21 protein-coding genes are annotated in these 21,775 nt (G+C 62.3%); 13 read left to right on the plus strand and 8 right to left on the minus strand.

The genetic code is table 11. The annotated features are described in order from the left end of the window. Nucleotides 1-149: 149 nt before the first annotated feature. A complete protein-coding gene (locus B5G12_RS09150) occupies nucleotides 150-1,082 on the minus strand; it encodes a M15 family metallopeptidase (RefSeq protein WP_242955991.1) in 933 nt (310 codons plus the stop codon). Nucleotides 1,083-1,193: 111 nt separating this feature from the next. On the opposite strand from B5G12_RS09150, the gene B5G12_RS09155 reads away from it, so the two are divergent. From B5G12_RS09155 to B5G12_RS09170, 4 genes are all read left to right on the plus strand, one after another. After that, nucleotides 1,194-1,649: a SpoVA/SpoVAEb family sporulation membrane protein gene (locus B5G12_RS09155; RefSeq protein ID WP_087324692.1), complete on the plus strand. Its 456-nt coding sequence runs from the start codon at nucleotides 1,194-1,196 to the stop codon at nucleotides 1,647-1,649. 96 nt (nucleotides 1,650-1,745) lie between these two features. Further along, entirely contained in the window at nucleotides 1,746-2,762 is a 1,017-nt protein-coding gene (locus B5G12_RS09160; RefSeq protein ID WP_087324693.1) for a beta-ketoacyl-[acyl-carrier-protein] synthase family protein, read from the plus strand. 3 nt (nucleotides 2,763-2,765) lie between these two features. Continuing rightward, entirely contained in the window at nucleotides 2,766-3,122 is a 357-nt protein-coding gene (spoVAE, locus tag B5G12_RS09165; protein ID WP_087324694.1) for a stage V sporulation protein AE, read from the plus strand. Between the two features lie 65 nt (nucleotides 3,123-3,187). Next, nucleotides 3,188-3,493: a hypothetical protein gene (locus tag B5G12_RS09170; protein WP_087324695.1), complete on the plus strand. Its 306-nt coding sequence runs from the start codon at nucleotides 3,188-3,190 to the stop codon at nucleotides 3,491-3,493. A 5-nt stretch (nucleotides 3,494-3,498) separates the two neighbouring features. Here B5G12_RS09170 and rpsT read toward each other — a convergent pair whose 3' ends face one another. Continuing rightward, nucleotides 3,499-3,759 (minus strand): 30S ribosomal protein S20, encoded by a 261-nt coding sequence (gene rpsT, locus B5G12_RS09175; protein ID WP_087232478.1) that lies wholly within the window; start codon nucleotides 3,757-3,759, stop codon nucleotides 3,499-3,501. A gap of 156 nt (nucleotides 3,760-3,915) precedes the next feature. Between rpsT and gpr the strand changes: the two genes are divergently transcribed. The 7 genes from gpr (at nucleotide 3,916) to B5G12_RS09210 (ending at nucleotide 11,149) form a co-directional block, all read left to right on the plus strand. Continuing rightward, nucleotides 3,916-4,710, plus strand: coding sequence for a GPR endopeptidase (gene gpr / locus B5G12_RS09180; protein WP_087324696.1), 795 nt, complete (start codon nucleotides 3,916-3,918; stop codon nucleotides 4,708-4,710). 57 nt (nucleotides 4,711-4,767) lie between these two features. Continuing rightward, nucleotides 4,768-5,889: a stage II sporulation protein P gene (locus tag B5G12_RS09185; RefSeq protein WP_087324697.1), complete on the plus strand. Its 1,122-nt coding sequence runs from the start codon at nucleotides 4,768-4,770 to the stop codon at nucleotides 5,887-5,889. Between the two features lie 347 nt (nucleotides 5,890-6,236). Then, the gene (gene asnS / locus B5G12_RS09190) at nucleotides 6,237-7,625 is read left to right on the plus strand and encodes an asparagine--tRNA ligase (protein ID WP_087324698.1); all 1,389 of its coding nucleotides are present in this window, start codon (nucleotides 6,237-6,239) and stop codon (nucleotides 7,623-7,625) included. Nucleotides 7,626-7,715: 90 nt separating this feature from the next. Further along, entirely contained in the window at nucleotides 7,716-8,768 is a 1,053-nt protein-coding gene (locus B5G12_RS09195) for an A/G-specific adenine glycosylase (RefSeq protein WP_087324699.1), read from the plus strand. A 105-nt stretch (nucleotides 8,769-8,873) separates the two neighbouring features. Then, complete coding sequence (locus B5G12_RS14960) at nucleotides 8,874-9,224, plus strand: hypothetical protein (RefSeq protein ID WP_242955992.1); 351 nt, start codon at nucleotides 8,874-8,876, stop codon at nucleotides 9,222-9,224. A 136-nt stretch (nucleotides 9,225-9,360) separates the two neighbouring features. After that, entirely contained in the window at nucleotides 9,361-10,677 is a 1,317-nt protein-coding gene (locus B5G12_RS09205; protein WP_242955993.1) for a murein hydrolase activator EnvC family protein, read from the plus strand. Nucleotides 10,678-10,807: 130 nt separating this feature from the next. Then, entirely contained in the window at nucleotides 10,808-11,149 is a 342-nt protein-coding gene (locus B5G12_RS09210; RefSeq protein ID WP_087232594.1) for a helix-turn-helix transcriptional regulator, read from the plus strand. 296 nt (nucleotides 11,150-11,445) lie between these two features. Here B5G12_RS09210 and B5G12_RS09215 read toward each other — a convergent pair whose 3' ends face one another. Next, a complete protein-coding gene (locus B5G12_RS09215; protein WP_087324700.1) occupies nucleotides 11,446-12,120 on the minus strand; it encodes a hypothetical protein in 675 nt (224 codons plus the stop codon). Nucleotides 12,121-12,455: 335 nt separating this feature from the next. Beyond that, nucleotides 12,456-13,802 carry a S1C family serine protease gene (locus B5G12_RS09220; protein ID WP_087324701.1) on the minus strand — a complete coding sequence of 449 codons (1,347 nt, stop codon included), beginning with the start codon at nucleotides 13,800-13,802 and terminating at the stop codon, nucleotides 12,456-12,458. A gap of 177 nt (nucleotides 13,803-13,979) precedes the next feature. Here B5G12_RS09220 and mnmM point away from each other — a divergent pair, with 177 nt between their 5' ends. Both mnmM and B5G12_RS09230 read left to right on the plus strand, forming a co-directional pair. After that, entirely contained in the window at nucleotides 13,980-14,846 is an 867-nt protein-coding gene (gene mnmM / locus B5G12_RS15095) for a tRNA 5-(aminomethyl)-2-thiouridylate-methyltransferase MnmM (protein WP_087324702.1), read from the plus strand. Nucleotides 14,847-15,012: 166 nt separating this feature from the next. Next, nucleotides 15,013-16,623: a peptide chain release factor 3 gene (locus B5G12_RS09230; RefSeq protein ID WP_087233649.1), complete on the plus strand. Its 1,611-nt coding sequence runs from the start codon at nucleotides 15,013-15,015 to the stop codon at nucleotides 16,621-16,623. A gap of 100 nt (nucleotides 16,624-16,723) precedes the next feature. Here B5G12_RS09230 and B5G12_RS09235 read toward each other — a convergent pair whose 3' ends face one another. From B5G12_RS09235 to B5G12_RS09250, 4 genes are all read right to left on the minus strand, one after another. After that, nucleotides 16,724-18,679: a CE1 family esterase gene (locus tag B5G12_RS09235; RefSeq protein ID WP_242955995.1), complete on the minus strand. Its 1,956-nt coding sequence runs from the start codon at nucleotides 18,677-18,679 to the stop codon at nucleotides 16,724-16,726. Nucleotides 18,680-19,021: 342 nt separating this feature from the next. Further along, nucleotides 19,022-19,873 carry a DUF368 domain-containing protein gene (locus B5G12_RS09240; RefSeq protein WP_087324703.1) on the minus strand — a complete coding sequence of 284 codons (852 nt, stop codon included), beginning with the start codon at nucleotides 19,871-19,873 and terminating at the stop codon, nucleotides 19,022-19,024. Between the two features lie 382 nt (nucleotides 19,874-20,255). Next, nucleotides 20,256-20,951, minus strand: coding sequence for a hypothetical protein (locus B5G12_RS09245; protein WP_087324704.1), 696 nt, complete (start codon nucleotides 20,949-20,951; stop codon nucleotides 20,256-20,258). A gap of 108 nt (nucleotides 20,952-21,059) precedes the next feature. Continuing rightward, nucleotides 21,060-21,725, minus strand: coding sequence for a hypothetical protein (locus tag B5G12_RS09250; protein ID WP_087324705.1), 666 nt, complete (start codon nucleotides 21,723-21,725; stop codon nucleotides 21,060-21,062). Nucleotides 21,726-21,775: the final 50 nt, after the last annotated feature.

A 21,775-nucleotide genomic window follows, 5' to 3' on the forward strand; every position in this document is an offset into this window, starting at 1 on the left:
GGACAGTCGGGGGCAACAAGCGCGCAGCATAGCGGATTTTTTGGGGCGCTTCCCACGGCGCGGGATCGCTTTGCAGGCTTTTTGCAAGCCATGCTTATCTTATCATATCGGGCCGCAAAAAGCAATCGGAGCCAAAACTTTCACAGCCCTCACGCAGCCGCTGCCGCCGCCTGCAGCTGGGCGATGTACTCCTCAAAGATCAGGCCGCTGGCCTGGATGCGGGCCGCGTTCTCGGGGCCCACATACCGCCAGTGCCAGGGCTCATAGGTGATCTCGGTGACCGCCTCGGCCTGCTCCCCCTTGGGATACCGCAGGATAAAGCCGTAGTCCACCGCGTGCTCGCACAGCCAGGCAAAGGCCTCGGTATTCTCAAAGCCCTCGTCAAGGGTGGTGTATTCGGGGCAGTTCAGGTCGGCGGCCAGGCCGCAGTTGTGCTCGGAATAGCGGGGCGGATTGACCACATTGGCCGCCATCTGGCGGGCGGTGGCCTCGTCATAGCCCTGGTTGAGATACTGCTGGGTCTTGTTGTCGTAGAGGGTGGTCTGGTATTCCACGCTGCGGTAGCCGCTCTGCATCCAGATGGTGACCCCGTCAGCGGCGGCTGCCGCCTGCATGGCCAGGAACGCGTCGGCCGCCTCAGTCTGGAGGGTGTCGTTGATGGACAGGGACGAGCCGCACTCCTTGGTATCGAAGGTGTAATCCTCGGGCATGGGGGTGTCGTGGTTGACCAGCACCATCCGGGGGTCGGCCAGGATGGCGGCGGCCTCGGCGGCAGCCTGGGCCCGGGCGGCGCTGGAAGCCGCCTGTGCGCTGGAAGCTGCCGCAGCGCTGGAGGCCGCGGCGGCGCTGGCGGCGGCCTGTTCTTCCCGGGCCTGCTGGGCGCGGGCCGCCTGGATCTGGAAACGGCTGCCCACAAACACGACGCCCCCCGCCACCAGGCCCAGCACGGCCAGGCGGGTCAGCAGGTGGAAGATACGCCGGGCGCGGCGCTGGCGGCGGCGACGGCGCATCTGGGCGGCGTTCATGGGCGGACGGCCGCCGGGGCGATGGCCGCCCTGGGGGCGGCGCGGATCATTGGACATGGGTTGGATAAAGATCCCTTCTTTCTGTAAAGATTGGACGGATGAACGTGTATAGATACGCTCCGCCTGGGCACCTTAATGAACAGAACACCAGGAGCGAGGCGAAACGATATGCATTTGTCAGCGGAAGAATACGCCCGCAGGGTCCGGCAGACGGGACCGCCCTCCCCTCTGGGGCGGGACTGCCTGTGGGCTTTCTGCACGGGAGGCGCCATCTGCGCCCTGGGGGAGCTGGTGCGCCGGCAGTACCTGGCGGCCGGGGCGGACCCCGCCACCGCCGCCACCCTGACCAGCTGCACCCTGATCGCCCTGTCGGCCCTGTGCACCACCCTGGGGTGGTACCAAAAGCTGGCATCCCGGGCGGGTGCGGGCAGCCTTGTGCCCATCACCGGTTTTGCCAACGCGGTGGTCAGCGCGGCCATCGAGTTTTCCCCCGAGGGACACGTCACCGGCACCGGCACCAAAATGTTCACCATCGCGGGGCCGGTCATCGTCTACGGCACATTGGCCTCGGCGGTATACGGCGCGGGGCTGTGGCTGGGGCAGACGGCGATGGGTCTTGTATAGAGAATACGCCTGCCGGATGGAAAATATTGCAAAAGCCGGGCGAACGGCAGGCCGTTTTTCGGGCCCGGCGCAGAACATGGAAAGGAGTGGATGCGGTTGGCGCTGCGGCAAGGCGACACCCTGCGGTTTGCAAGGCCGCCGGTCATTGCGGCACACGCGGCGGTGGGGGGCAAAAAGGAGAGCCGCGGACCTCTGGCGGACTGTTTTGACCAGCTGAGCCAGGACAACCTCTTTGGCCAGAAAAACTGGGAGGCCGCCGAGCGGGCCTTGCAGCTGCGGGCGGCCCGGCTCTGCCTGCAAAAAGGGCACACCGCCGAGGACTCGGTCAGCCTGGTCCTGGCCGGGGACCTGCAGGCCCAGTGCACCGCCTCCAGCTATGCCATGCGGGAACTGGACATCCCCTTTGCGGGGCTGTTCGGGGCCTGCAGCACCATGGCGGAGGCTTTGGGCCTGGGAGCCGCCCTCTGTGCCGGGGACCTCGCCGAGGGGGTGCTGGCCATGGCCTCGGGGCATTTCTGCGCCGCCGAGCGGCAGTTCCGCACCCCGCTGAGTTACGGCGCCGTGCGGGCCCCCACCGCCCAGTGGACCGCCACAGCGGCCGGCTGCTGCCTGCTGCGGCCCCGGGGAACGGGGGTGCAGGTGCGGGCGGTCACCCTGGGGCGGGTGCAGGACTACCAGGTCCGGGACATCAGCAACATGGGGGCCGCCATGGCTCCCGCTGCCGCCGCCACCCTGCTGCGCTATCTGCGGGACACCGGCACGGCGCCCGCCGCCCTGGACTGCGTCTACACCGGAGACCTGGGCCGGGTAGGCAGCGCCCTGCTGGCCCAGCTGCTGGAGGCCGAGGGCGTGACGGGGCTGCGCCACCAGGACTGCGGCTGCCTGCTCTATGGCAGCGACCCCCAGGTGCGCAGCGGGGCCTCGGGGCCGGGCTGCTGCGCCAGCGTGCTGTGCGGGCATATCCTGCCCCTGCTGGAGCGGGGCGAGATGGGCCGGGTGGCCTTCATCGCCACCGGGGCCCTGATGAGCCAGACCACCTTTTTGCAGAAAGAGACCATCCCGGCCATCGCCCACCTGGTGGAGCTGGCCGCGCCGGCCCAAAAGGAGGGATAAGCGATGGCATACGTCTGGGCTTTTGTGGTGGGCGGGGCCATCTGTGTCGTGGGACAGCTGCTGCTGGACCTGACCAGCCTGACCCCCGCCCGCATCCTCACCGGCTATGTGGTGGCCGGGGTAGCCCTGTCCGCTTTGGGCCTGTACGGCCCGCTGGTGGACTTTGCAGGCAGCGGCGCCAGCGTGCCTTTGCTGGGGTTCGGCCACCTGCTGGCCCAGGGGGTGCAGCAGGCGGTGGCCCGGCAGGGGCTGCTGGGCTGCCTGACCGGCGGGCTGCAGGCGGGAGCCGCCGGCATCACCGCCAGCCTGCTGTGCGGGGTGGTGTGCTCCTTTGTGGGCAAAAGCCACGACCAGAACTGACCGCCCCTTTTCGCCCCTCTTTGCGCCCAGGACATGGTATGCTGGGCCAAAAGGGGGCGTTTTACATGACGATACGAGCTGTATGCCTGGGGGCCGCCGGGATGCTGGGCGCGCTGCCCGGCCTGTTCTGGGCCTGTCAGGGGCTGGCCGCCGCATGGGCGGGCCAGGGGCCTGCCTTTGGGCCGGGAGCCCTTGCGGCGGCCTGGGCGGCCTGTCTGGCGCTGGCGCTGGGCTGGGTCTGGCTGCCCCAATCTCCCCTTGGTCCCGACGGCCTGCTGGAGCCGGTCCCGGGTCCCGTAAAAACAAAAGCCCTCCTGCCGGGTGAATGGCGCGGAGAGCTTTGTTCGTCAAACGTATCGAACCAGTCGTGAACGGCTTAGACGGCCTTGTTGGCGCGCTTGGCCATGCGGCTGATCTTGCGGGACGCGGTGTTTTTCTTCAGCACACCCTTGGCGCGGGCCTTGTCGATCGCGGAAACAGCAGCCAGGACAGTAGCGTCCTTGTCAGCGGCTTTGGCATCGATGGCAGCGTTTGCCTTCTTGACGACTGTTTTCAGGTTGGTCTTAATGGCCTTATTGTGAGCCCGCTCTGCAGCAGACTGGACAACGCGGTCCTTCTGGGATTTGATGTTAGGCATTCGTTCCACCTCCTTGGCTACCTATAACAGCGCACTCTATAATAGCATATTCGCCGTATTTGCGCAAGCTTTTTTTCAAATTTTGTTTGAAAAAATTTCTTTTGCCCACACTTTGGCCAAAGCAGCCGGCCAAAACCGGCCAAAGGAGGCATCGGAATGCGCTATACAGACATGGCAGACGAACTTTTCGGCCCCGGACAGGAGGCCGGGGACCGGACCGGGATACGCCTGGCCACTTTGCGCCAGAACGGGATGCGCCTGACCCGGGTGGAGATCTCCCGGGACGGGCTGGCCCGGCCCCGGGGCCGGTATGTCACCCTGGAGACCCCCAGCCTCAGCCTGCTGGACGAGCGGGACACCGCGGTCATCGAGCTGGCGGCGGAGGAACTGCGGGCCCTGCTGCCCCCCGAAGGCCCGGTGCTGGTGCTGGGGGTGGGCAACCGCCGGGTGACCGCCGACGCGCTGGGGCCCCGGACGGTGCAGCATGTGCTGGTGACCATGGGGGCCAGCCATCCGCTGCCGCTGCGGGGGATCCGGCCGGTGGCGGCGGTGGCCCCGGGGGTATCCCAGTCTGCCGGGCTGAGCCTGCAGGAGCTGGCGCGGGCCCTGGTGGGGGCGGTGCGCCCCACCGCCCTGCTGTGCGTGGACAGCCTGTGCTCCTCCGAGCCCCAGCGTCTGGGCCGCACCATCCAGTTTTCGGATACCGGGCTGGCCCCCGCCGACCCCGGTTCCAGCCGCCATCTGGACGCCGCCGGCCTGGGGGTGCCGGTGGTGGCGGCCGGGGTCCCCACCCTGATGGAGGCCGCCGAGGGCAGGGATCTGGTGGTAGCGCCCCGAGCCCTGGACAGCGTCATCGCCCATGGGGCGGCTTTGCTGGGGGCGGCCATCAACCGGGCCCTGCAGCCCCGCCTCACCGTCAACCAGCTGTGCTGGCTGGCCAGCCAGGCATAAACCGGCTTCCCTGGCGCATATACCTGTCTATATCATGCAAGGCAGGGAGGTGAGGCCATGGGCCCCGCGCAAGAACGTTCCGCCGCCGGCGGGCCAAAGGGTTCCGGGACAGGCCGGGCGGCCGTGGGGGCCGCCGCAGTGATGCTGGCCCTGGCCCTCTGGGGCAGAGGGCTGGCCCTGGTGCTGGCCGGCGCCCTGGTGGGGCCGGTGCCCGCCCTGCGCACCGCTCTGGCCCTGGCCGGAGACCGGCAGGCCCCCGCCTCCAGCGCGGCGGCGGAAAGCGGCCCGGCCCCCGCCGCTTCCAGCCAGGCGGACGGCGCCGCCGGCATCCAGTCCTACCTGGTGGAGCTGCAGCCCGACAGCGCCATGCCCGCCGACGCCCAGGGAGTGGTGGAGACGGCCTATGGCCAGGGCAGCGGGGAAAAATACATCGCCTGCGCCGCCGGCACCATCAAGAACAACACCAGCGTCCCCTCCGCCGAGGTGGCCGCCGAGATCCAGAACCCGCTGCCCTTCCAGATCCAGCTGAACAGCCCCGAACCCCAGGTGCTGATCATGCACACCCACGCCACCGAGTGCTACCGGATGAGCCAGGGGCTGTGGGCCGACCCCGCCGGCGGGGCCCGCACCACCGACCGGGCCTCCAATATGTGCGCGGTGGGCCGGGTGATGGCCGACACCCTCAACGCCGCGGGGATCCACACCCTCCACGACGAGACCCTCAACGACTATCCCAGCTACAACGGCAGCTACGCCAACAGCCGGGCGGTAGTGCAGCAGTACCTGGCCCAATATCCCAGCATCAAGGTGGTGGTGGACGTCCACCGGGACGCCATCGAGAACGCCGAGAGGGCCCGGATGGCCCCGGTGGCCGAGATCCAGGGGCAAAAAGCCGCCCAGGTGATGCTGATCTGCGGGTGCGACAACGGCTCCACCGTGTCTTTGCCCAACTGGAGGCAGAACCTGCGGTTTGCCGCCGCCTGGGAGAGCGCCATGGAGGGGATGTACCCCGGGCTGACCCGGCCGGTGCTGTTCAGCTACCGGTTCTACAACCAGGACCTGACCACCGGCAGCCTGCTGCTGGAAGTCGGCACCCACGGCAACAACCTGAACGAGGCTTTGTACGCCGGGCAGCTGGCCGCCAACGCCCTGGCTGCCGCCCTGACCGGGACCGGTTGACAAACGGACGCAGATATGATATAGTGCCACTATCCGAAAAGCGACGATCGGGAAAAGTACCCCGCCCCACGACGGCCCAGAGAGCAGGCGGCGCTGCGAGCCTGCCCGCAGGGAGGGAGAAAGAACACCCGGGAGCTGCAACCTGAACCCCGCCCCGGCGGGCAGTAGGCGCGCCGCCCACCCCAGCGTTAGAAGGGGAGTGCTTCGCCTTTGCGGGCGTGAGCATATGAGACCGGCCGCCGGCCGGTGAATTCAGGTGGCACCGCGGACATTACAAGACAGCTTGTTCGCCCTGGAGTTCTGGGGAGAAAGCTGTCTTTTTATTTTCGTTTGGAGGTATGACCGCAATGGAACGCACCGAGATCGCATCCCTTTACCGCGCCACCCCGGCCGACGGCACCGTCCTGACGGTGTGCGGCTGGGCCAAGAACATCCGCGACAGCAAGAACATCGGCTTCATCGCCCTGTCGGACGGGGGCTGCTTCAAGACCCTGCAGGTGGTCTTTGAGGCCGCCCGGCTGTCCAACTACGAGGAAGTGACCCACGCCGGCCTGTACACCAGTATGCGGGTGACCGGCCGCCTGGTGCTGACCCCCCAGGCCAAGCAGCCCTTTGAGCTGAACGCCGACACCATCGAGATCCTGGGCCAGTGCCCCTCGGAGGACTATCCACTGCAAAAGAAGAAGATGAGCATGGAGTACCTGCGCACCATGCCCACCCTGCGCCCCCGCACCAACACCTTCAACGCGGCGTTCCGGGTGCGCAGCGTGGCGGCCTACGCCATCCACCGCTTCTTCCAGGAGAACGGCTTTGTGTACGCCCATTCGCCCATCCTCACCGCCTCCGACTGCGAGGGCGCGGGCGAGATGTTCCGTGTGACCACCCTGGACCTGGACGACCTGCCCAAGACCGAGGACGGCCGCACCGACTACGCCAAGGACTTCTTCGGCCGCCCGGTCAACCTGACCGTGTCGGGCCAGCTGGAGGCCGAGGCCATGGCCATGGCCTTTGGCAAGGTGTACACCTTCGGACCCACCTTCCGGGCCGAAAAGAGCTTCACCACCCGGCACGCCGCCGAGTTCTGGATGATCGAGCCCGAGATGGCCTTCTGCGACCTGTCCGGCTATATGGACGTGGCCGAGGCCATGACCAAGTATGTCATCCGCTATGTGCTGGACAACTGCCCCGACGAGATGGACTTCTTCAACAAGTTCATCGACAAGGGCCTGATCGAGCGGCTGGAGCTGGTGGCCGGCAGCGAGTTCGGCCGGGTCAGCTACACCGACGCGGTGGAGATCCTGAAAAAGAACAACAAGAAGTTCCAGTACCCCGTGGAGTGGGGCGTGGACATCCAGACCGAGCACGAGCGCTATCTCACCGAGGTGGTGTTCAAAAAGCCCGTCTTTGTCACCGACTACCCCAAGGAGATCAAGAGCTTCTACATGAAGCAGAACCCCGACGGCAGGACGGTGGCCGCAGCCGATATGCTGGTGCCCGGCATCGGCGAGCTGATCGGCGGCAGCCAGCGCGAGGAGGACTACGGCAAGCTGGCCGCCCGGATGGACGAGCTGGGCCTGGACAAAACCGGCTACGACTGGTATCTGGACCTGCGCCGCTTCGGCACCGTGGAGCACGCGGGCTTCGGCCTGGGCTTCGAGCGGATGCTGATGTACCTCACCGGCATCCAGAACATCCGCGACGTGCTGCCCTTCCCCCGCACTGCCTACGGCTTCTGAGCCCCGGCGCCCCTGATCGAACGTCTGCCTGCCGGCAGATCCATCCCTGTCCAGGCCGCCGGCCTGGACGTTTTGTTGTGAGGTCGTATCGTGGAACACATCGCCCCCGCCCTTTTGCAGTGGTTCGGACAGAACCGGCGCACCCTGCCTTTCCGGGAGGACCCCACCCCTTACCATGTCTGGGTCAGTGAGATCATGCTCCAGCAGACCCGGGTGGCGGCAGCCCTGCCCTATTACGAGCGGTTCATCCGGGAGCTGCCCGACATCCCCGCCCTGGCCGCCTGCCCGCCCGACCGGCTGGACAAGCTGTGGGAGGGCCTGGGCTATTACCGCCGGGTGCACAGCATGCAGCAGGCCGCCCAGGTGGTCTGCCGGGAGTACGGCGGGCAGCTGCCGGCCGACTACGACAAGCTGCTGGCCCTGCCGGGGGTAGGGCCCTACACCGCCGGGGCCATCGCCTCCATCGGCTTCGGGCTGGCGGTCCCCGCCGTGGACGGCAACGTGCTGCGGGTGTTCGCCCGGCTGTACAACGATCCTTCTCCCATCACCGACCCCGCCGTCAAAAAGACCTTCACCCGGCGCGTGATGGACCACCAGCCTCCCGACGCCCCCGGGGACTACAACCAGGCCCTGATGGAGCTGGGCGCCCTGGTCTGCCTGCCCGGCGGCGCGCCCCTGTGCGGCAGCTGCCCTCTGGCCGGCCTGTGTCAGGGCCGTCGGGCCGGCACCGCCCGGAGCCTGCCCTGCAAGCCCCAGCCCAAACCCCGCCGGGTGGTCCCGGTGACGGTGGCGCTGGTGCGCCGGCAGGATACAGGAGAATGGCTGCTCCAAAAGCGCCCCGCCGGCGGCCTGCTGGCCGGGCTGTGGCAGCCTCCGGCCTTTGAAGGGGAGCGCCTGGACGCCCCCGGCGCAGCCGCGGCCCTGGCCGCTATGGGCGTGCAGACCGACCCGGACAGCGCGCAGCCCCTGCCCGCCTCGCGGCACATTTTCAGCCATGTGGAGTGGCAGATGACCGGCTGGCAGCTCTCTGCGCCGCCGCAGCAGCCCCCCGAAGGCTGCGTCTGGGCCGGTCCCGAACAGCTGCAAACCGGCTACGCCCTGCCCGGCGCCTTCAAAGCGTACCGAAAATTCCTGCTCGGGTGAGGGAAATTTTGTGGATTCCGGTTGTAATTTTGTCCGCCAGCGGGTATAATAGAGATATTCCGGGGGCAGCGGTGCCGCGCCCCCGCGGGTAGGAGGGTGTTGGCCATGTCTCTCGTCTTTCAAACTTCTGTCCATATCTTCTCAGCTATGATCGGGATGCTGAAGATCGCGCTGCACCTTGCCTGCCGGTACAACGAGATGAAAAAGCGCCTTGCGCGTGAAAAGGAGAGTGCTCGACCTATGAAGAAATCCTGTCTGATCGCCGTGATCGCCGCTCTGGCCGCCGTGGCCGGTGCCCTGGCCGCTGTGGCTGTTTACCTGCGCCGCCGTGAAAAAGAGCTGGACGAATACGAGCGTCTGCTCTTTGGGGAGGACGAGGCTGTCCCCGCCGACACCGAAGACGAAGGGGATGCCGGCGACGCCGAGGCTGCCGGCGAGGATGCGGCAGAGGAGTAACCCTGCGCCGGCGGCCGGAGTCCGGGGTTTGTCCCGGGGCACGGCCCGGTAAAAATGGATCCAGGGCGCACCGCGGGGGCCTTTGTGCCTGCCGCCGGTGCGCCTTTGTTTTTTGCAGACAAGGAGGAATCACACCATGCGGATCATCAAACACATCCTGTTGTGGCTGGTGGGTGTGGCGCTGGGGGTGGCTGTGCTGTTGGGTGCGGTGATGGCAGCCAGCTACTCTTTCACCACCGACGGCAGCCGCCCGGACCCCGGCGCCCAATTCGGCTCGGCTGCCCTTGCGGTAAACGGCAGCTGCTGGCGGGTGCCCCTGATCGGCGGGATGCTGGACAAGGCCTTCTACGCTCCTTCCACCCTGTCGGTGCAGAAGCTGGGCGTGCTGTACGAGGCCCATCCCGAAGTCACCCTGCCCGAATGGGCCACCCATGCCACCCTGCGCATCACCGCCGACGGCCTGGGGGACGCCGCCTATTTTGACGGCACGGTGGAGGAGTATGCGGGCTTCCTCTATCCGGCCAACGGGGAATACAAGGCCCAGCTGACGGTCTGGCGGCTGCCGGTCGGGATGACCGATGTGGATTTCGGCCAGCCTGCCGACGGGGCCATCCTGCGCAACAGCGGGCTGGAACGGCCGGCCAGGGCGGCGGGGTATTACCAGTATTCCTTCCGGTTCACCATCCAGGCGTCGGCGGAGCTGGAACTGTCGGCCCAGCGCATCGAGCAGGGCGGGGTAGCCGCTCTGGAGATCAGCGGGATGGTGGGCAGCGGCACCCCCACGGTGGAGACCGACCTGGGGTCGGTCCAGTGCGTCCGCAGCCCGGCGGGATGGCGCTGCTACATACCCGCAGCTTACAACGCCTCGGCGGGCAGCCACGACATTGCCGTCACGGTGAACGGCGAGACATTGACCATCGCCCTCGGGGTCAGCGCCAGGGATTTCGGGGAGGCGGAGGCCCAGCCCGACCCGCCCGCGTCTGCCGCCGCCAATGAGGAGTTCCGCAACGTCATCTGGGCCCAGTACGAGGCTCAGGCCCGGGACAAGCTGTGGCATGGGGCCTTCCTGTGCCCGGTCGAGCTGTATACCGTCCTGCTGGACTACGGCCAGACCCGGGTGATGGACGGCGCGCGGACCACCCAGTCCAACTCCACCCTCCTGTACACCATCCCCGGGGACCCGGTACGGGCTCCCGCCGACGGCGTCGTGGTGGTGGCCCAGAACCTGGCTTTGACCGGCAACACCATCGTCATCGACCACGGCTGCGGGCTGCGCAGCTATCTCTACGGCCTGGCGGACCTCCATGTGGAAAAGGGCCAGTCGGTGGCGCGGGGAGACGCCATCGGCCAGGCAGGGGAGGAGCTGACCATGGATTTCAAGATCGGCAGCAAGAGCATCAGCCCCTGGCCCCTGTTCCAGACCAGCGGAGGGCTGTTCTGGCGGGAATTCTGACCCTGCAACTCCTTTGCAACCCCCTGTTGCGGAATAGTTGGTGGATGCAACCGGCCTTTTCTGCTATGCTGGAACCACCAAATGAAAGGAGCTGATCGTCATGAAACTTGCTGCGATCGAAATTGTCGGAATGTTTTTATCCTTCCTCATCCTGGCTGTCGCCGTGGTGCTGCCGCTCATCCTGCTGGTCCTGTGCATCCGGGCGCTGTGGATCTACATCAAGACCCACACCAAAGCCCAGGAGGTCAAAAAGGAGACCGCCGCCGTCCGCAAGACCCTGGCCGAGACCCTGAAAGACCACCGCACCCGCTGCCGCATGACCCAGGAATTTGTGGCCGAGAGCCTGGGGGTGTCCCGTCAGGCCGTCAGCAAATGGGAGACCGGCGACTCGGACCCCAGCATGTCCAACCTGGTGCTGCTGGCCAAGCTCTACGGCGTGCCCCTGGAAGAACTCCTCCAAAATGTGATCTAAGGACCGGCCCCTGCTTTCCCCCGGGAAGGCCGGGGCTTTTTGGGTTTCGAGCCTGCAAACAACAATGCGGGGGCCGGCCGTATGGCCGACCCCCGCAGAGGGACCCTATCTTTCGTGACGCAAAAGTTCTTTTGTTTTGGTGCGATCAACAACAGAAGGAATATGGTTCTATTCCTCTTTGCCGCCACATCGGATGGGTGTTTTACCCGAGCGCGCAGGTGGTCTCTGGCACCTGCGCGCCCCTTATATCATCTCCCGGTATGGTGCCCCGGGGGTGTTATAAGTAAATTAATATTTTAGACCTTGGTAGCGGTACGATCAACCTGAACAGCCAGATACTTCACAGTCACAGAAGTACCCGCAACTTCAAAGGTCTTGCTTGCAATGCTAGTAGAAACAACATAGCTGTACTCATATTTGCCATCAGTCGACACGGTAGGAAGCGCTGCAATATAGCTAGAAAGGTCACTGGCTGCATCGTCCAGAATCAGCTGATCGCTCACACCGAAGTAAGAGCGATATACATCAATAGCAGTCATATTCTTGTCATTCAAATTGCCAGAAGCGCTGCCAAGAGTATTTACAATCTCCAGATCTGCATCAACCTTATCTGCAACTTTCACAGCCACAGTATTGGCACCACCCACACTTACATATTCATTCACAGCAACGTATTTGTTGCCACTAATAATCTGATTTGCAATCTGCTGCATCTCAGACTCAGATACATAATCCTTAACAGCCTGTGCCAGAGCTGCATCCAGATCAGCGTCATCAGCTGCACTCTTGATGGCATTGCGGGCAGCCTTAGTCAGTTCATTATAGAAGGTGCTGGAAGTGCCACTGGTAACAACTTCGGAAGAGCTATCATTGGTGGTACCATCGGAGCCTGCGCCATCGCCACAAGCGGTCAGCATGCTGACGGCCATGATGCCGGCCAGCGCCAGAGAAGCAATCTTCTTGAGTTTCATAATGAATTTTTCCTCCTTATGGTGTATAAAAGATAGAGACCCAAAACAGGTTCAAAGGAAGGTCCTTTCCTTTGTGTGCCTATCATAACATACCCCCCCCGGTGTCAAGACCCAATTTTCATTTTTGCCCATTTTTCTTTATTTTCTTTAGTTTGTATATTCTAACTTTGGAAGCAAAAGAAAAAGCGCCCCGCTTTCACAAGGGCGCTTTCGGGCGCAAAAAACTCCCCCGCCGGGTCTAGGGACGGAGGAGCCTTTTGTAAGGAGGAAAATCAGAAGGGAGTTCTGTATTCCGGAAATTGGACCTGTAAACCTGTTTTGGTAGGTTCGCAAAATTAGTTGTTGGGCACCTGTTCGCCCAGGGTGGCCTCGACGGTCATCATCTGGCCGTCTCTGGCAATGGTGATGGAGATGGTGTCTCCTGCGGCGTGCTGGTCGATGACCGCGCTCACGTCATCGCGGGAGGCGATCTCCGCGCCGTCGATGCTGACGATTCGGTCACCCGGCTCCAGTCCGGCAGCAGCAGCTCCGGACCCGGCGCTGACCTCTACGATGTAGATGCCATAGGTGGATACGCCCAGCTGTTGGGCCGTGGCCTCGTCGGTGACGGCCACATAGGTGATGCCCAGATAGGGCCGTCCGCTGACATAGCCGTTCTCCAGCAGATCCTGCGCCACATCGATGGCGTCATTGATGGGGATGGCAAAGCCGAGGCCCTCGGCGCCCGAGGCGTCCGACTTGGCGTTGACGATGCCGATCAGCTCACCGGCCATATTGAACAGGCCGCCGCCCGAGTTGCCCGGGCTGATGCTGGCGCTGGTCTGGATCAGGGACAAATTGAGGATGGAACCGTTGTTGTTCTCGATCGAGACATCCCGGTTCAGGGCGCTGACGATACCGTTGGTGACAGTGCCGCTGAGGTTGCCCAGGGGGTTGCCCACGGCCACCACTTCTTCGCCCACGGCCAGGGCGTTGCTGTCGCCCACAACGGCGGGGGTCAGGCCGGTGGCGTCGATCTTGAGCACGGCCACGTCGCTGGCGGTGTCGGAACCGACCACGGTGGCGGTGTAATCGGTGTCGCCCACCGTGACGATGATGTTGGAGGCCCCGTCCACAACGTGGGCACAGGTGAGAATGTAGCCGTCATCGCTGATGATGACGCCGCTGCCGGCGCCCGACTCGATCTGGCGCTGGCCAAACCAGGACCAGTTGGAGTAGACCACCGCCTCGGTGGTGATGGGCACCACGCTGGGGGTGACCAGGGCCGCTACCTGTGCGGTGGTCAGATCGTCGCCGCCGGTGGAGGTGGAAGACGCCAGAGCGTTGGTAAGCTGCTCGGTGCGGTCGGATGCCTGGATGACCAGTTTGTTGTGGTCACCCACCATACTGCCCACATAACCGCCGGCAAACCCGACGGCCGCTGCCAGCACCAGGGCCAGCACGCTGCGCAGGATCGAACCGGCCCGGACGCGGCGGCGGCGCTTCTTGGGCATCTCGCCGGGGTCCTGTACCGGATGCATCTCAGGGGAACGGGGCGGCTGTGCGCCGCCTCCGGCTTCATATTGGTTGGCGGTGTTGCTCCCGCTGCTGCCTACGTTTGCATAGCCGCTGCCGCCATTGCCACTGCCGGAAGAGTTGTAGAGGGAGGAATAATCGTATTCCCATTTATTCTCATTATCCATACTCGTATCATTTCCTTTCATGGGGGACGGAAGGGGGTGGGGTCTTGACCTTTCCCCTTCGGCTGATTATAGTTTAACCTGAAATTGTGAAAACCGCTTCATGCCGCCGTGAAGAAAATGTGAAATCCGGTCGTTTGGCGCCGGTGCAGAATCAAAGAGGCAAAAAGGAACGTTTTTATGAAGCTTGTTCAGACAGAGGAGGGCTTTGCCCTCTACAAGGAAAAGACCCTGACGGGCCGCTGCGCCTTCCGGCAGGAAGGGGACTGCACCTGCCTTTCGCTCCTGTGGATCGATCCGGCCTGGCGCCGCCGGGGCTATGGCTCCTACCTGCTGCGGCAGGTGCTGCACCGCCTGGGCGGCTACGCCGCAGACACCGCCAGCTGTTTTGCCGCGCCGCTGCCGCAGGAGGCGGGGGAGGAGGCCTTCTGGGCCAAGTTCGGCTTTCGGCCCGAGGCGGGACGGCTGGTGCGCCGGCGCAAACCCGACCTGACCGCCGTCCGGCTGGCCCAGGAGTTCCTGGCCGCCCGCCTGCAAAGCCCCCGGCTGCTGGTGGACGCCACCTGCGGCAACGGCGGGGATACCGCCTTTTTGTGCCGCCTGGCCGGAGAGGAAGGGCAGGTGCTTGCCTTCGATATCCAGCCCGCGGCCCTGAAGGCCACCGCCGCCCGCCTGGAACGGGAGGGGATCCCGGCCCGGCGCTGCCGGCTGGTGCTGGACAGCCACGCAAACCTTCTGCACTACCTCCAGCCCGGTTCCGCCGACGTGGTGATGTTCAATTTCGGGTGGCTGCCCGGCGCCGACCACGCCGTCCACAGCAGCGCCGGCACCAGCATCCCCGCGCTGGAGGCGGCCCTCCAGGCGCTGCGCCCCGGCGGCGTCCTCTCCGCGGTGCTGTACAGCGGCGCGGTGATCGGGGACACCGAAAAGCAGGCGGTCCTCTCCTGGCTGCACACGCTGCCCCTGGAGCGGTACACGGTATTGACCTGCAGCTTTGCCAACTGGGCCGCCAGTGCGCCCCTGCCCTGCTTTGTGCTGAAAAAATAGCCCAAAACTGCGCTTTTCCTCTTGCGCGCCGGGCCGTTTTGGCGTAATATAGAATATGTGTGTCATGGATAGATCAGAAGGAACCGTCAGGAGACCAGACCCATGTAAAGCAGAACGGAAGCCATCGTATGCATCATTCCTTTCCCGATAGAAAGACAGAGGTACTATGACAAATCGTGAAGAAATCGAACGCCGCCGCACGTTCGCCATCATCAGCCACCCCGACGCGGGCAAAACCACCCTCACCGAAAAACTGCTGCTGTACGGGGGAGCCATCAACCAGGCCGGCTCGGTCAAGGGCAAGCAGAGCGCCCGCCATGCCGTCTCGGACTGGATGGACATTGAAAAGCAGCGCGGCATCTCGGTGACCTCCTCGGTGCTGCAGTTCGACTATGCAGGCAAGTGCGTCAACATCCTGGACACCCCCGGCCACCAGGACTTTTCGGAGGACACCTACCGCACCCTGATGGCCGCCGACTCGGCCGTCATGGTGATCGACGCCGCCAAGGGCGTGGAGGCCCAGACCATCAAGCTGTTCAAGGTGTGCACCCTGCGGCATATCCCGATCTTCACTTTCATCAACAAGATGGACCGGGAGGCCCGGGACCCCTTTGAGCTGATGGAGAACATCGAGGAGATCCTGGGCATCAAGACCTATCCCATGAACTGGCCCATCGGCTGCGGCAAGGACTTCAAGGGCGTGTTCGACCGGATGAGCCGCAGGGTCCTGGCCTTTGAAGGAGACGGCCGCGCCAACGGCGTGCGCAAGGTGGACGAGATCGCCCTGGAGCTGGGCGACCCCGGCCTGGACGAGCGTCTGACCCCCTACCTGCACCGGCAGCTGGTGGACGAGATCGAGCTGCTGGACGGCGCCGCCGAGGAATTCGACCTGGAACGGGTGCTGAAAGGGGAGCTGAGCCCGGTGTTCTTTGGCTCGGCCCTCACCAACTTCGGCGTCGAACCCTTCCTGCAGGAGTTCCTCCGCCTGACTCCCACCCCGCTGGCCCGTCTGGACAGCCTGACCGGCCAGCCGGTGGACCCCTGCCGGGAGGAGTTCTCGGGCTTCATCTTCAAGATCCAGGCCAACATGAACAAGGCCCACCGGGACCGCATCGCCTTTATGCGGATCTGCTCGGGCAAGTTCGAGCGGGGGATGGAGGCCTTCCACGTCCAGGAGGGCAAGAACATCAAGCTGGCCACCGGCACCCAGCTGATGGCCCAGGACCGGGCCATCGTGGACGAGGCCTACGCCGGGGACATCATCGGCCTGTTCGACCCGGGCATCTTCTCCATCGGCGACACCTTGTGCACCGGCAAAAAGAAGGTGCAGTTCGCGGGCATCCCCACCTTTGCCCCCGAGCACTTCGCCCGCATCGAGCAGAAGGACACCATGAAACGCAAGCAGTTCGTGAAGGGGATGGAGCAGATCGCCCAGGAGGGCGCCATCCAGATCTTCCGCGAAGTGGGCGGCGGCATGGAAGAAGTGGTGGTGGGCGTCGTGGGCGTGCTGCAGCTGGAAGTGCTGGAGTACCGCCTGAACACCGAGTACAACGTGGAGATCCGGATGCAGCACCTGCCCTTCGAGCAGATCCGCTGGATCCAGAACGACCCCGACAGCTACACCCTGCGCGGGCTGGACCTGACCAGCGACACCAAAGCGGTGGAGGATATGCGGGGCAACCGGCTGCTGCTGTTCACCTCCGAGTGGGCCGTGCGCTGGGCCACCGACCACAACCCCGATCTGAAATTGAGCGAATTCGGCAACCTGGAGTTCTGATCCCCCTTTGCCAAACGCAAACAACAAGGCCCCCGCTTTTCCGGCAGGAAAGCGGGGGCCTTGCTTTGGGTATGTGCGGGAGGTATTTGAGAGGTTTTCGTTACTGCGCCTTGTACCAGCTGCCGGACGCGGTATATTGGCCGGGAGTCACAGCCACAGGAGCACTGGAATCATCTGGCTGATAGTACAAAGTGCCATCTGCACTGCGGCTGTATTTGGAGAAGAACTCATTCCAAATCGAAACGCTCTCCTCTTGGAGATAAACGTGAGGCGTATCCTTGACCTCTGTGAATTTAACCAGAGGCACACCGGCATCATTGGCAAATGTCTTAGTGACAAAAGCGCCATCATAGGCGGTGCTGTCTGCCACTGCTGCCTCGTTGGTCCGGTTTTGTTGGTTCCATGCCTGGAGAGAAGTAACCGTAGCGCCGCCCGCTACCAGTTCGGGGTCGCCGGCGCTGTCATATTCTCCCAGGAAAGACCAGGTGGGCAACAGCACATTGGAGTCCATCGCTTCCATAGGGGCGCTCATATAGCCTACCGGTGCGATCGCCGCAAAGCGACTGGCAAAGCGGGAACCCAAAGCCCAGGTCATCAGACTGCCATTGGAGTGTCCGGTCGCATAGATCCGGCTGGCGTCGATGTTGTAATCATTCTCCATCCGATCCAGCAGGGTATCAATGAAGTCGAGGTCAGCATCAGGGTCAGTATCTTCACCCGCCAGGGCACTGAACTGTCCAGCCAGCCACATAGCTGTCGGGATATTCCCCATGGCGTCTGCTGGACGAACCAGTCCTTGTGCAAAGACCACAATAAACCCATTTTCCTCTGCCACATCATACCAGCGGGATTCCTCCGCAATGGCATACATGGAAGCAGTATAACCGTGCATCACCAGCACCAGAGGCACTGCAGTTTCTCCTGTATAGCTGGAAGGTACATACGTCATCCAACGGCGGACTTCACCATTGATATTCTCCTGATGGATCGAGAAGCCAGGCTGGCTGTAATCCTGAGCCTTGGCCACCCGTCCGGGCAGCTGCATGGCCATAAACCGTTTGTACTGACCAGAGAACTGATCCCAGATGGCAGAAGGGGACTGCCGCTGTTCGCTGATCCACACCTCAGAAGCAGAGCCTTCCCGGCCGGTGGTATAAACCGCTTCCGCCACCTCGTTGCCCTCGGCAGGGACCGCCTGATTGGCGCGCAGGTAATAATCCAAAACAGCCTGGTTGCTCTCCCCGGTATCCGAGTGGATAAACCAGACCGGGGTATCCACCGTCTTGGCCGCAATGGCCTCCTCGGTCACGCCTTCTGTGGAGTCGCCCGGGAAAGGCAGGACATACGCCTCTCCCAGAGTTTCCAAGGATGCCGCGGGCACGCCGGTCGCATCCACTGCACAGATCGAGCTAAAATCGCTGGCCCAGCGGCCGCCGAACAACAGAGCAGCTGCGCCGCCCTCCTCATAACCCACCAGAGCGGTGTGGGATTTATCCATCGAGAAAGCCGCGGGCAGGGTCAGGCTCTTGCTGCGCATGGTCTGATACAGCTGGTTCAACAATGCGGCGTCATCCCGGCCATCAGGGCTGAGGGTCAGGTTCCAGGTACCGCCATTTTCCGGCTCGATAAACACCAGGCCGATCTTATTACGGTCCGCTACCGCACGCCATTGCAGACCAGTAACTGAATGGGAGAACGCTTTTGCTGTGGTGTGGTCCGGGGTCATAACAATCACAGCCGGAGCCCAAGGGTCCATACCGTCGGGCAGGTAATAGGTGGCTATACCCGATGTATTCTCGTCCACTGTAATGGGCACATTGTGGAACAAACCTACGTTGACATTCACATAAGGGTCGGCAGCGTCATATTCGCTCGTTTGGCCGCCGATCAATCCTGCGGATGCCGCCCAACGGGCAATGGGCGCATACCAGTCGGATGCGCTGAGGGTAGCTTGGGCATTCTCTTCTGCTGTGACAGCATAGGCTGAAACCACTGTACTGGCCATCAGCCCCGCTGCCAGAGCGATAGAGACAGCTTTTTTCCATGTACGTCTCATCCTTGTTTCTGACCTCCTTCGATCTGACAGTTTTCCGGGACAAGCAGTGGGGCAGAAATCGCCTCATCTTGTCTGCTTTCCCAAAATTTAAAACGAATATGCTATTTTATTACCACATTTTTCAAAATTTGTAAACAGAATAACCACATTTTCGTCCAAACAAATATACTAGAATTCCAATTTTTGTGCAACATTCCGCCCGTTCTTTTATCATTTCTGGCAGACCGATAAAATGCAGTTGGAACGGGTCATCCAGTTCCCGGACCAAGAAGACAAACAACAAGGCCCCCGCTTTTCCGGCAGGAAAGCGGGGGCCTTTTGGCGCATCTTAAAAGCCTTGGCTTATTCTTTTTCAAAGCGGCTGTTGAACTGGTCCAGCGCCAGAGCGATGACCACGCCGGCGGCCATGCAGACGAGATTGGGCACCAGAGCTGTGGCAAAGCTGCCAAAGGGGATGATGACCAAAGTGGCCGCGATCACGATGCCGATGATGGCATGGAAGGCGCAGGAATAGAACCGGGTGAACAGGGTGTCCACCGCCTTGGCCAGGCAGATGATGGTCACAAGGCCGCCCAGGCCGCCGGGAAGCAGCACCGACAGATCCAGATGGCCCAGGCCCTCCACAAAGGGGGTGTAGAGGCCCAGGGGCATCAGCAGGGTGGAAAAGCTCATGCCCGGAGCGATGATGCTGAGGGCCACGCAGAAGCCGCAGAACAGATACCAGCCAAAGCTGGGTGCAATGGTCACCGAGAGGGCGTCCAGCCCGGTCAGCAGCCCCAGCACCAGGGCAAAAGCCGCCGCCATGGCCACATAGGAGCCCTTGGTGCGGCCCTGTTCGCCCGCTTCCCGGAACAGAGAGGGCAGCATCCCGCCGATCAGGCCCACAAACAGGCAGACCGACTGGTCCGGGTAAGCCTCGAGGAAAAAGGCCAGCAGGTTGGCCACACCCAAAAAGCCGATGGCCGCCCCCAAAATGACCGGCAGCAGCCGGGGCAGGTGGGTGCGCCAGTTCCGCAGGGGATTGGACAGCAGCTCCATCACCGGTTTATAGATGCCAAACACCACGCATAACACGCCGCCCGAGATCCCGGGCAGCACCGCGCCCAGCCCGATCAGCGCGCCCTGCAGCACATGCAGGGCCCAGCCGACAGCCCTTGCCGGGCGGTTCAATGCAGCTTCTTCACCATCACGCATAGAAAGTTCCTTTCTGAGCAAGGCCCCACCGCAGGGGCGCAGTTGTTCTTTTCCACTATCATAACCGTACCGCAGCTATTATAGCACAACTTTGCCCGGCGTAAAGTGAATTTTTTGTTGCAGAGCCGTCCCGCCGCCCAAAAGCGGCGCTAAACAATGCGGGGGCCGGCTTTGTAGCCGACCCCCGCAGAGGGACCCTATCTTTCGTGACGCAAAAGTTCTTTTGTTTTGGTGCGATCAACAACAGAAGGAATATTGGTTCTATTCCTCTTTGCCGCCACATCGGATGGGTGTTTTACCCGAGCGTGCAGGTGGTCTCTGGCACCCGCTCGCCCCTTATATCATCTCCCGGTATGGTGCCCCGGGGGTGTTATAAGTAATGTTAGACCTGGACGTTGGCAGCCTTGGTGACCTTCTGGTTGACCACAAAGCTGATGACCCATGCGCTCTTGCCGTTCAGGCTGTCGTTGGTGACCTTCACAGCATTGATCTCAACAGTGTAATCGCAGTTGTAGACGGTGGTTCCATCCATCACGGTTTCGGGGCATGTCACAGGCGAGCCAGCAAAAGCCCAACTTCCAAGCGTTGTTACAGCAGTCTCAACCGCAGACTTCTCGTCCAGCATGCCAGACAGAACCATGACCGTGCCCTTGCTCTGGGAAACCTTGTCAGCAGGCATCCCCTGGAAATCGGAATCTTGCTTGACCACCAGGATATTGGCATCTCTCAGGTCAGAGGTCAGCTGCTTCTCCATCGTTTCATGGTATTTGCCACCCCAGCCATTGGCATTGGTAGTAGTATTCCCGTATGCGTTCTTAATAGCATCAGCAGAGAACTTGCCGGTATCGGTGGTGTACTTTGCAGCCCAGCTGTCCAGAGCAGTGCTGGAAATGAAGTTGACATACTCCTTCATATCGGAATCCAGCAGATCGTTGGCATAGGTCACAGCGTTGCTCACAGTTTCGACCGGCTTGTTCTCTTCTTCATTGCCGTTGCCGCTGCCCTCACCACAGGCGCTCAGCATGCTGACGGCCATAACGCCGGCCAGCATCAGGGAAGCAATTTTCTTGAGCTTCATAATGAATTTTTCCTCCTATATGAGTGTAGAAATCGATAGAGACTCGAAACAGGTAAAAAAGGAGGCCCTATCTTTGTATGCCGTATGTGTCAGATGCCGTCAAAGCGATCAGCCGACGTTGTTGACCACCTTGTCGCCCAGGGTCTGGGTAACAACAAATGCGATGACCCAGGCAGACTCGCCATCAACATCATTGGAGTTGCTGGAAGCCTTCACAGCGCTGATTTCAACGGAGTACTCTGCGTTGTAGTCAGCACCATTGTAGTTAACTACATTATCCACATAAGTAGAACTGGCCATAACGTAGCCAGCAAAGTATTTAGCAATTTTCTCCACAGCTTCGGTCTGGGTCATTTTGCCAGAAATTGCGTAAACCCAACCATAACTCTGAGACTTGCCATTTGCAGGAGCAGAAGTGAATTCGCCACCAGCCGGCTTCAGTCCTTCCAACTTGTCATTCAATGCATTCATCAGTGCATTCCCAGGATAACAAGTTACAAAACTATTATAAGCTTTCTCAATTTCACTTTCAGGAAGCTTCTTAGTATCTGCGGCAATCTCCTTCAAGATAGCATCCAGATTGGTGCTGCCGACATAGCTGAAGATTTCTTTCTGATCATCGGTCAAAACGCCATTGGCGTCTGCCACGATACCGGTGGTGGGAACAACGGGGTTCTCCTCCTCGCCGCTGTTGGCAGAGCCTTTGCAGCCAGCCAGCATGCTGACAGCCATAACGCCGGCCAGCATCAGGGAAGCAATTTTCTTGAGCTTCATAATGAATTTTTCCTCCTTATGGTGTATAAAAGATAGAGACCCAAAACAGG

The sequence above is a fragment of the Faecalibacterium sp. An58 genome, assembly GCF_002161515.1.
Lineage (GTDB): Bacteria > Bacillota > Clostridia > Oscillospirales > Ruminococcaceae > Faecalibacterium > Faecalibacterium avium.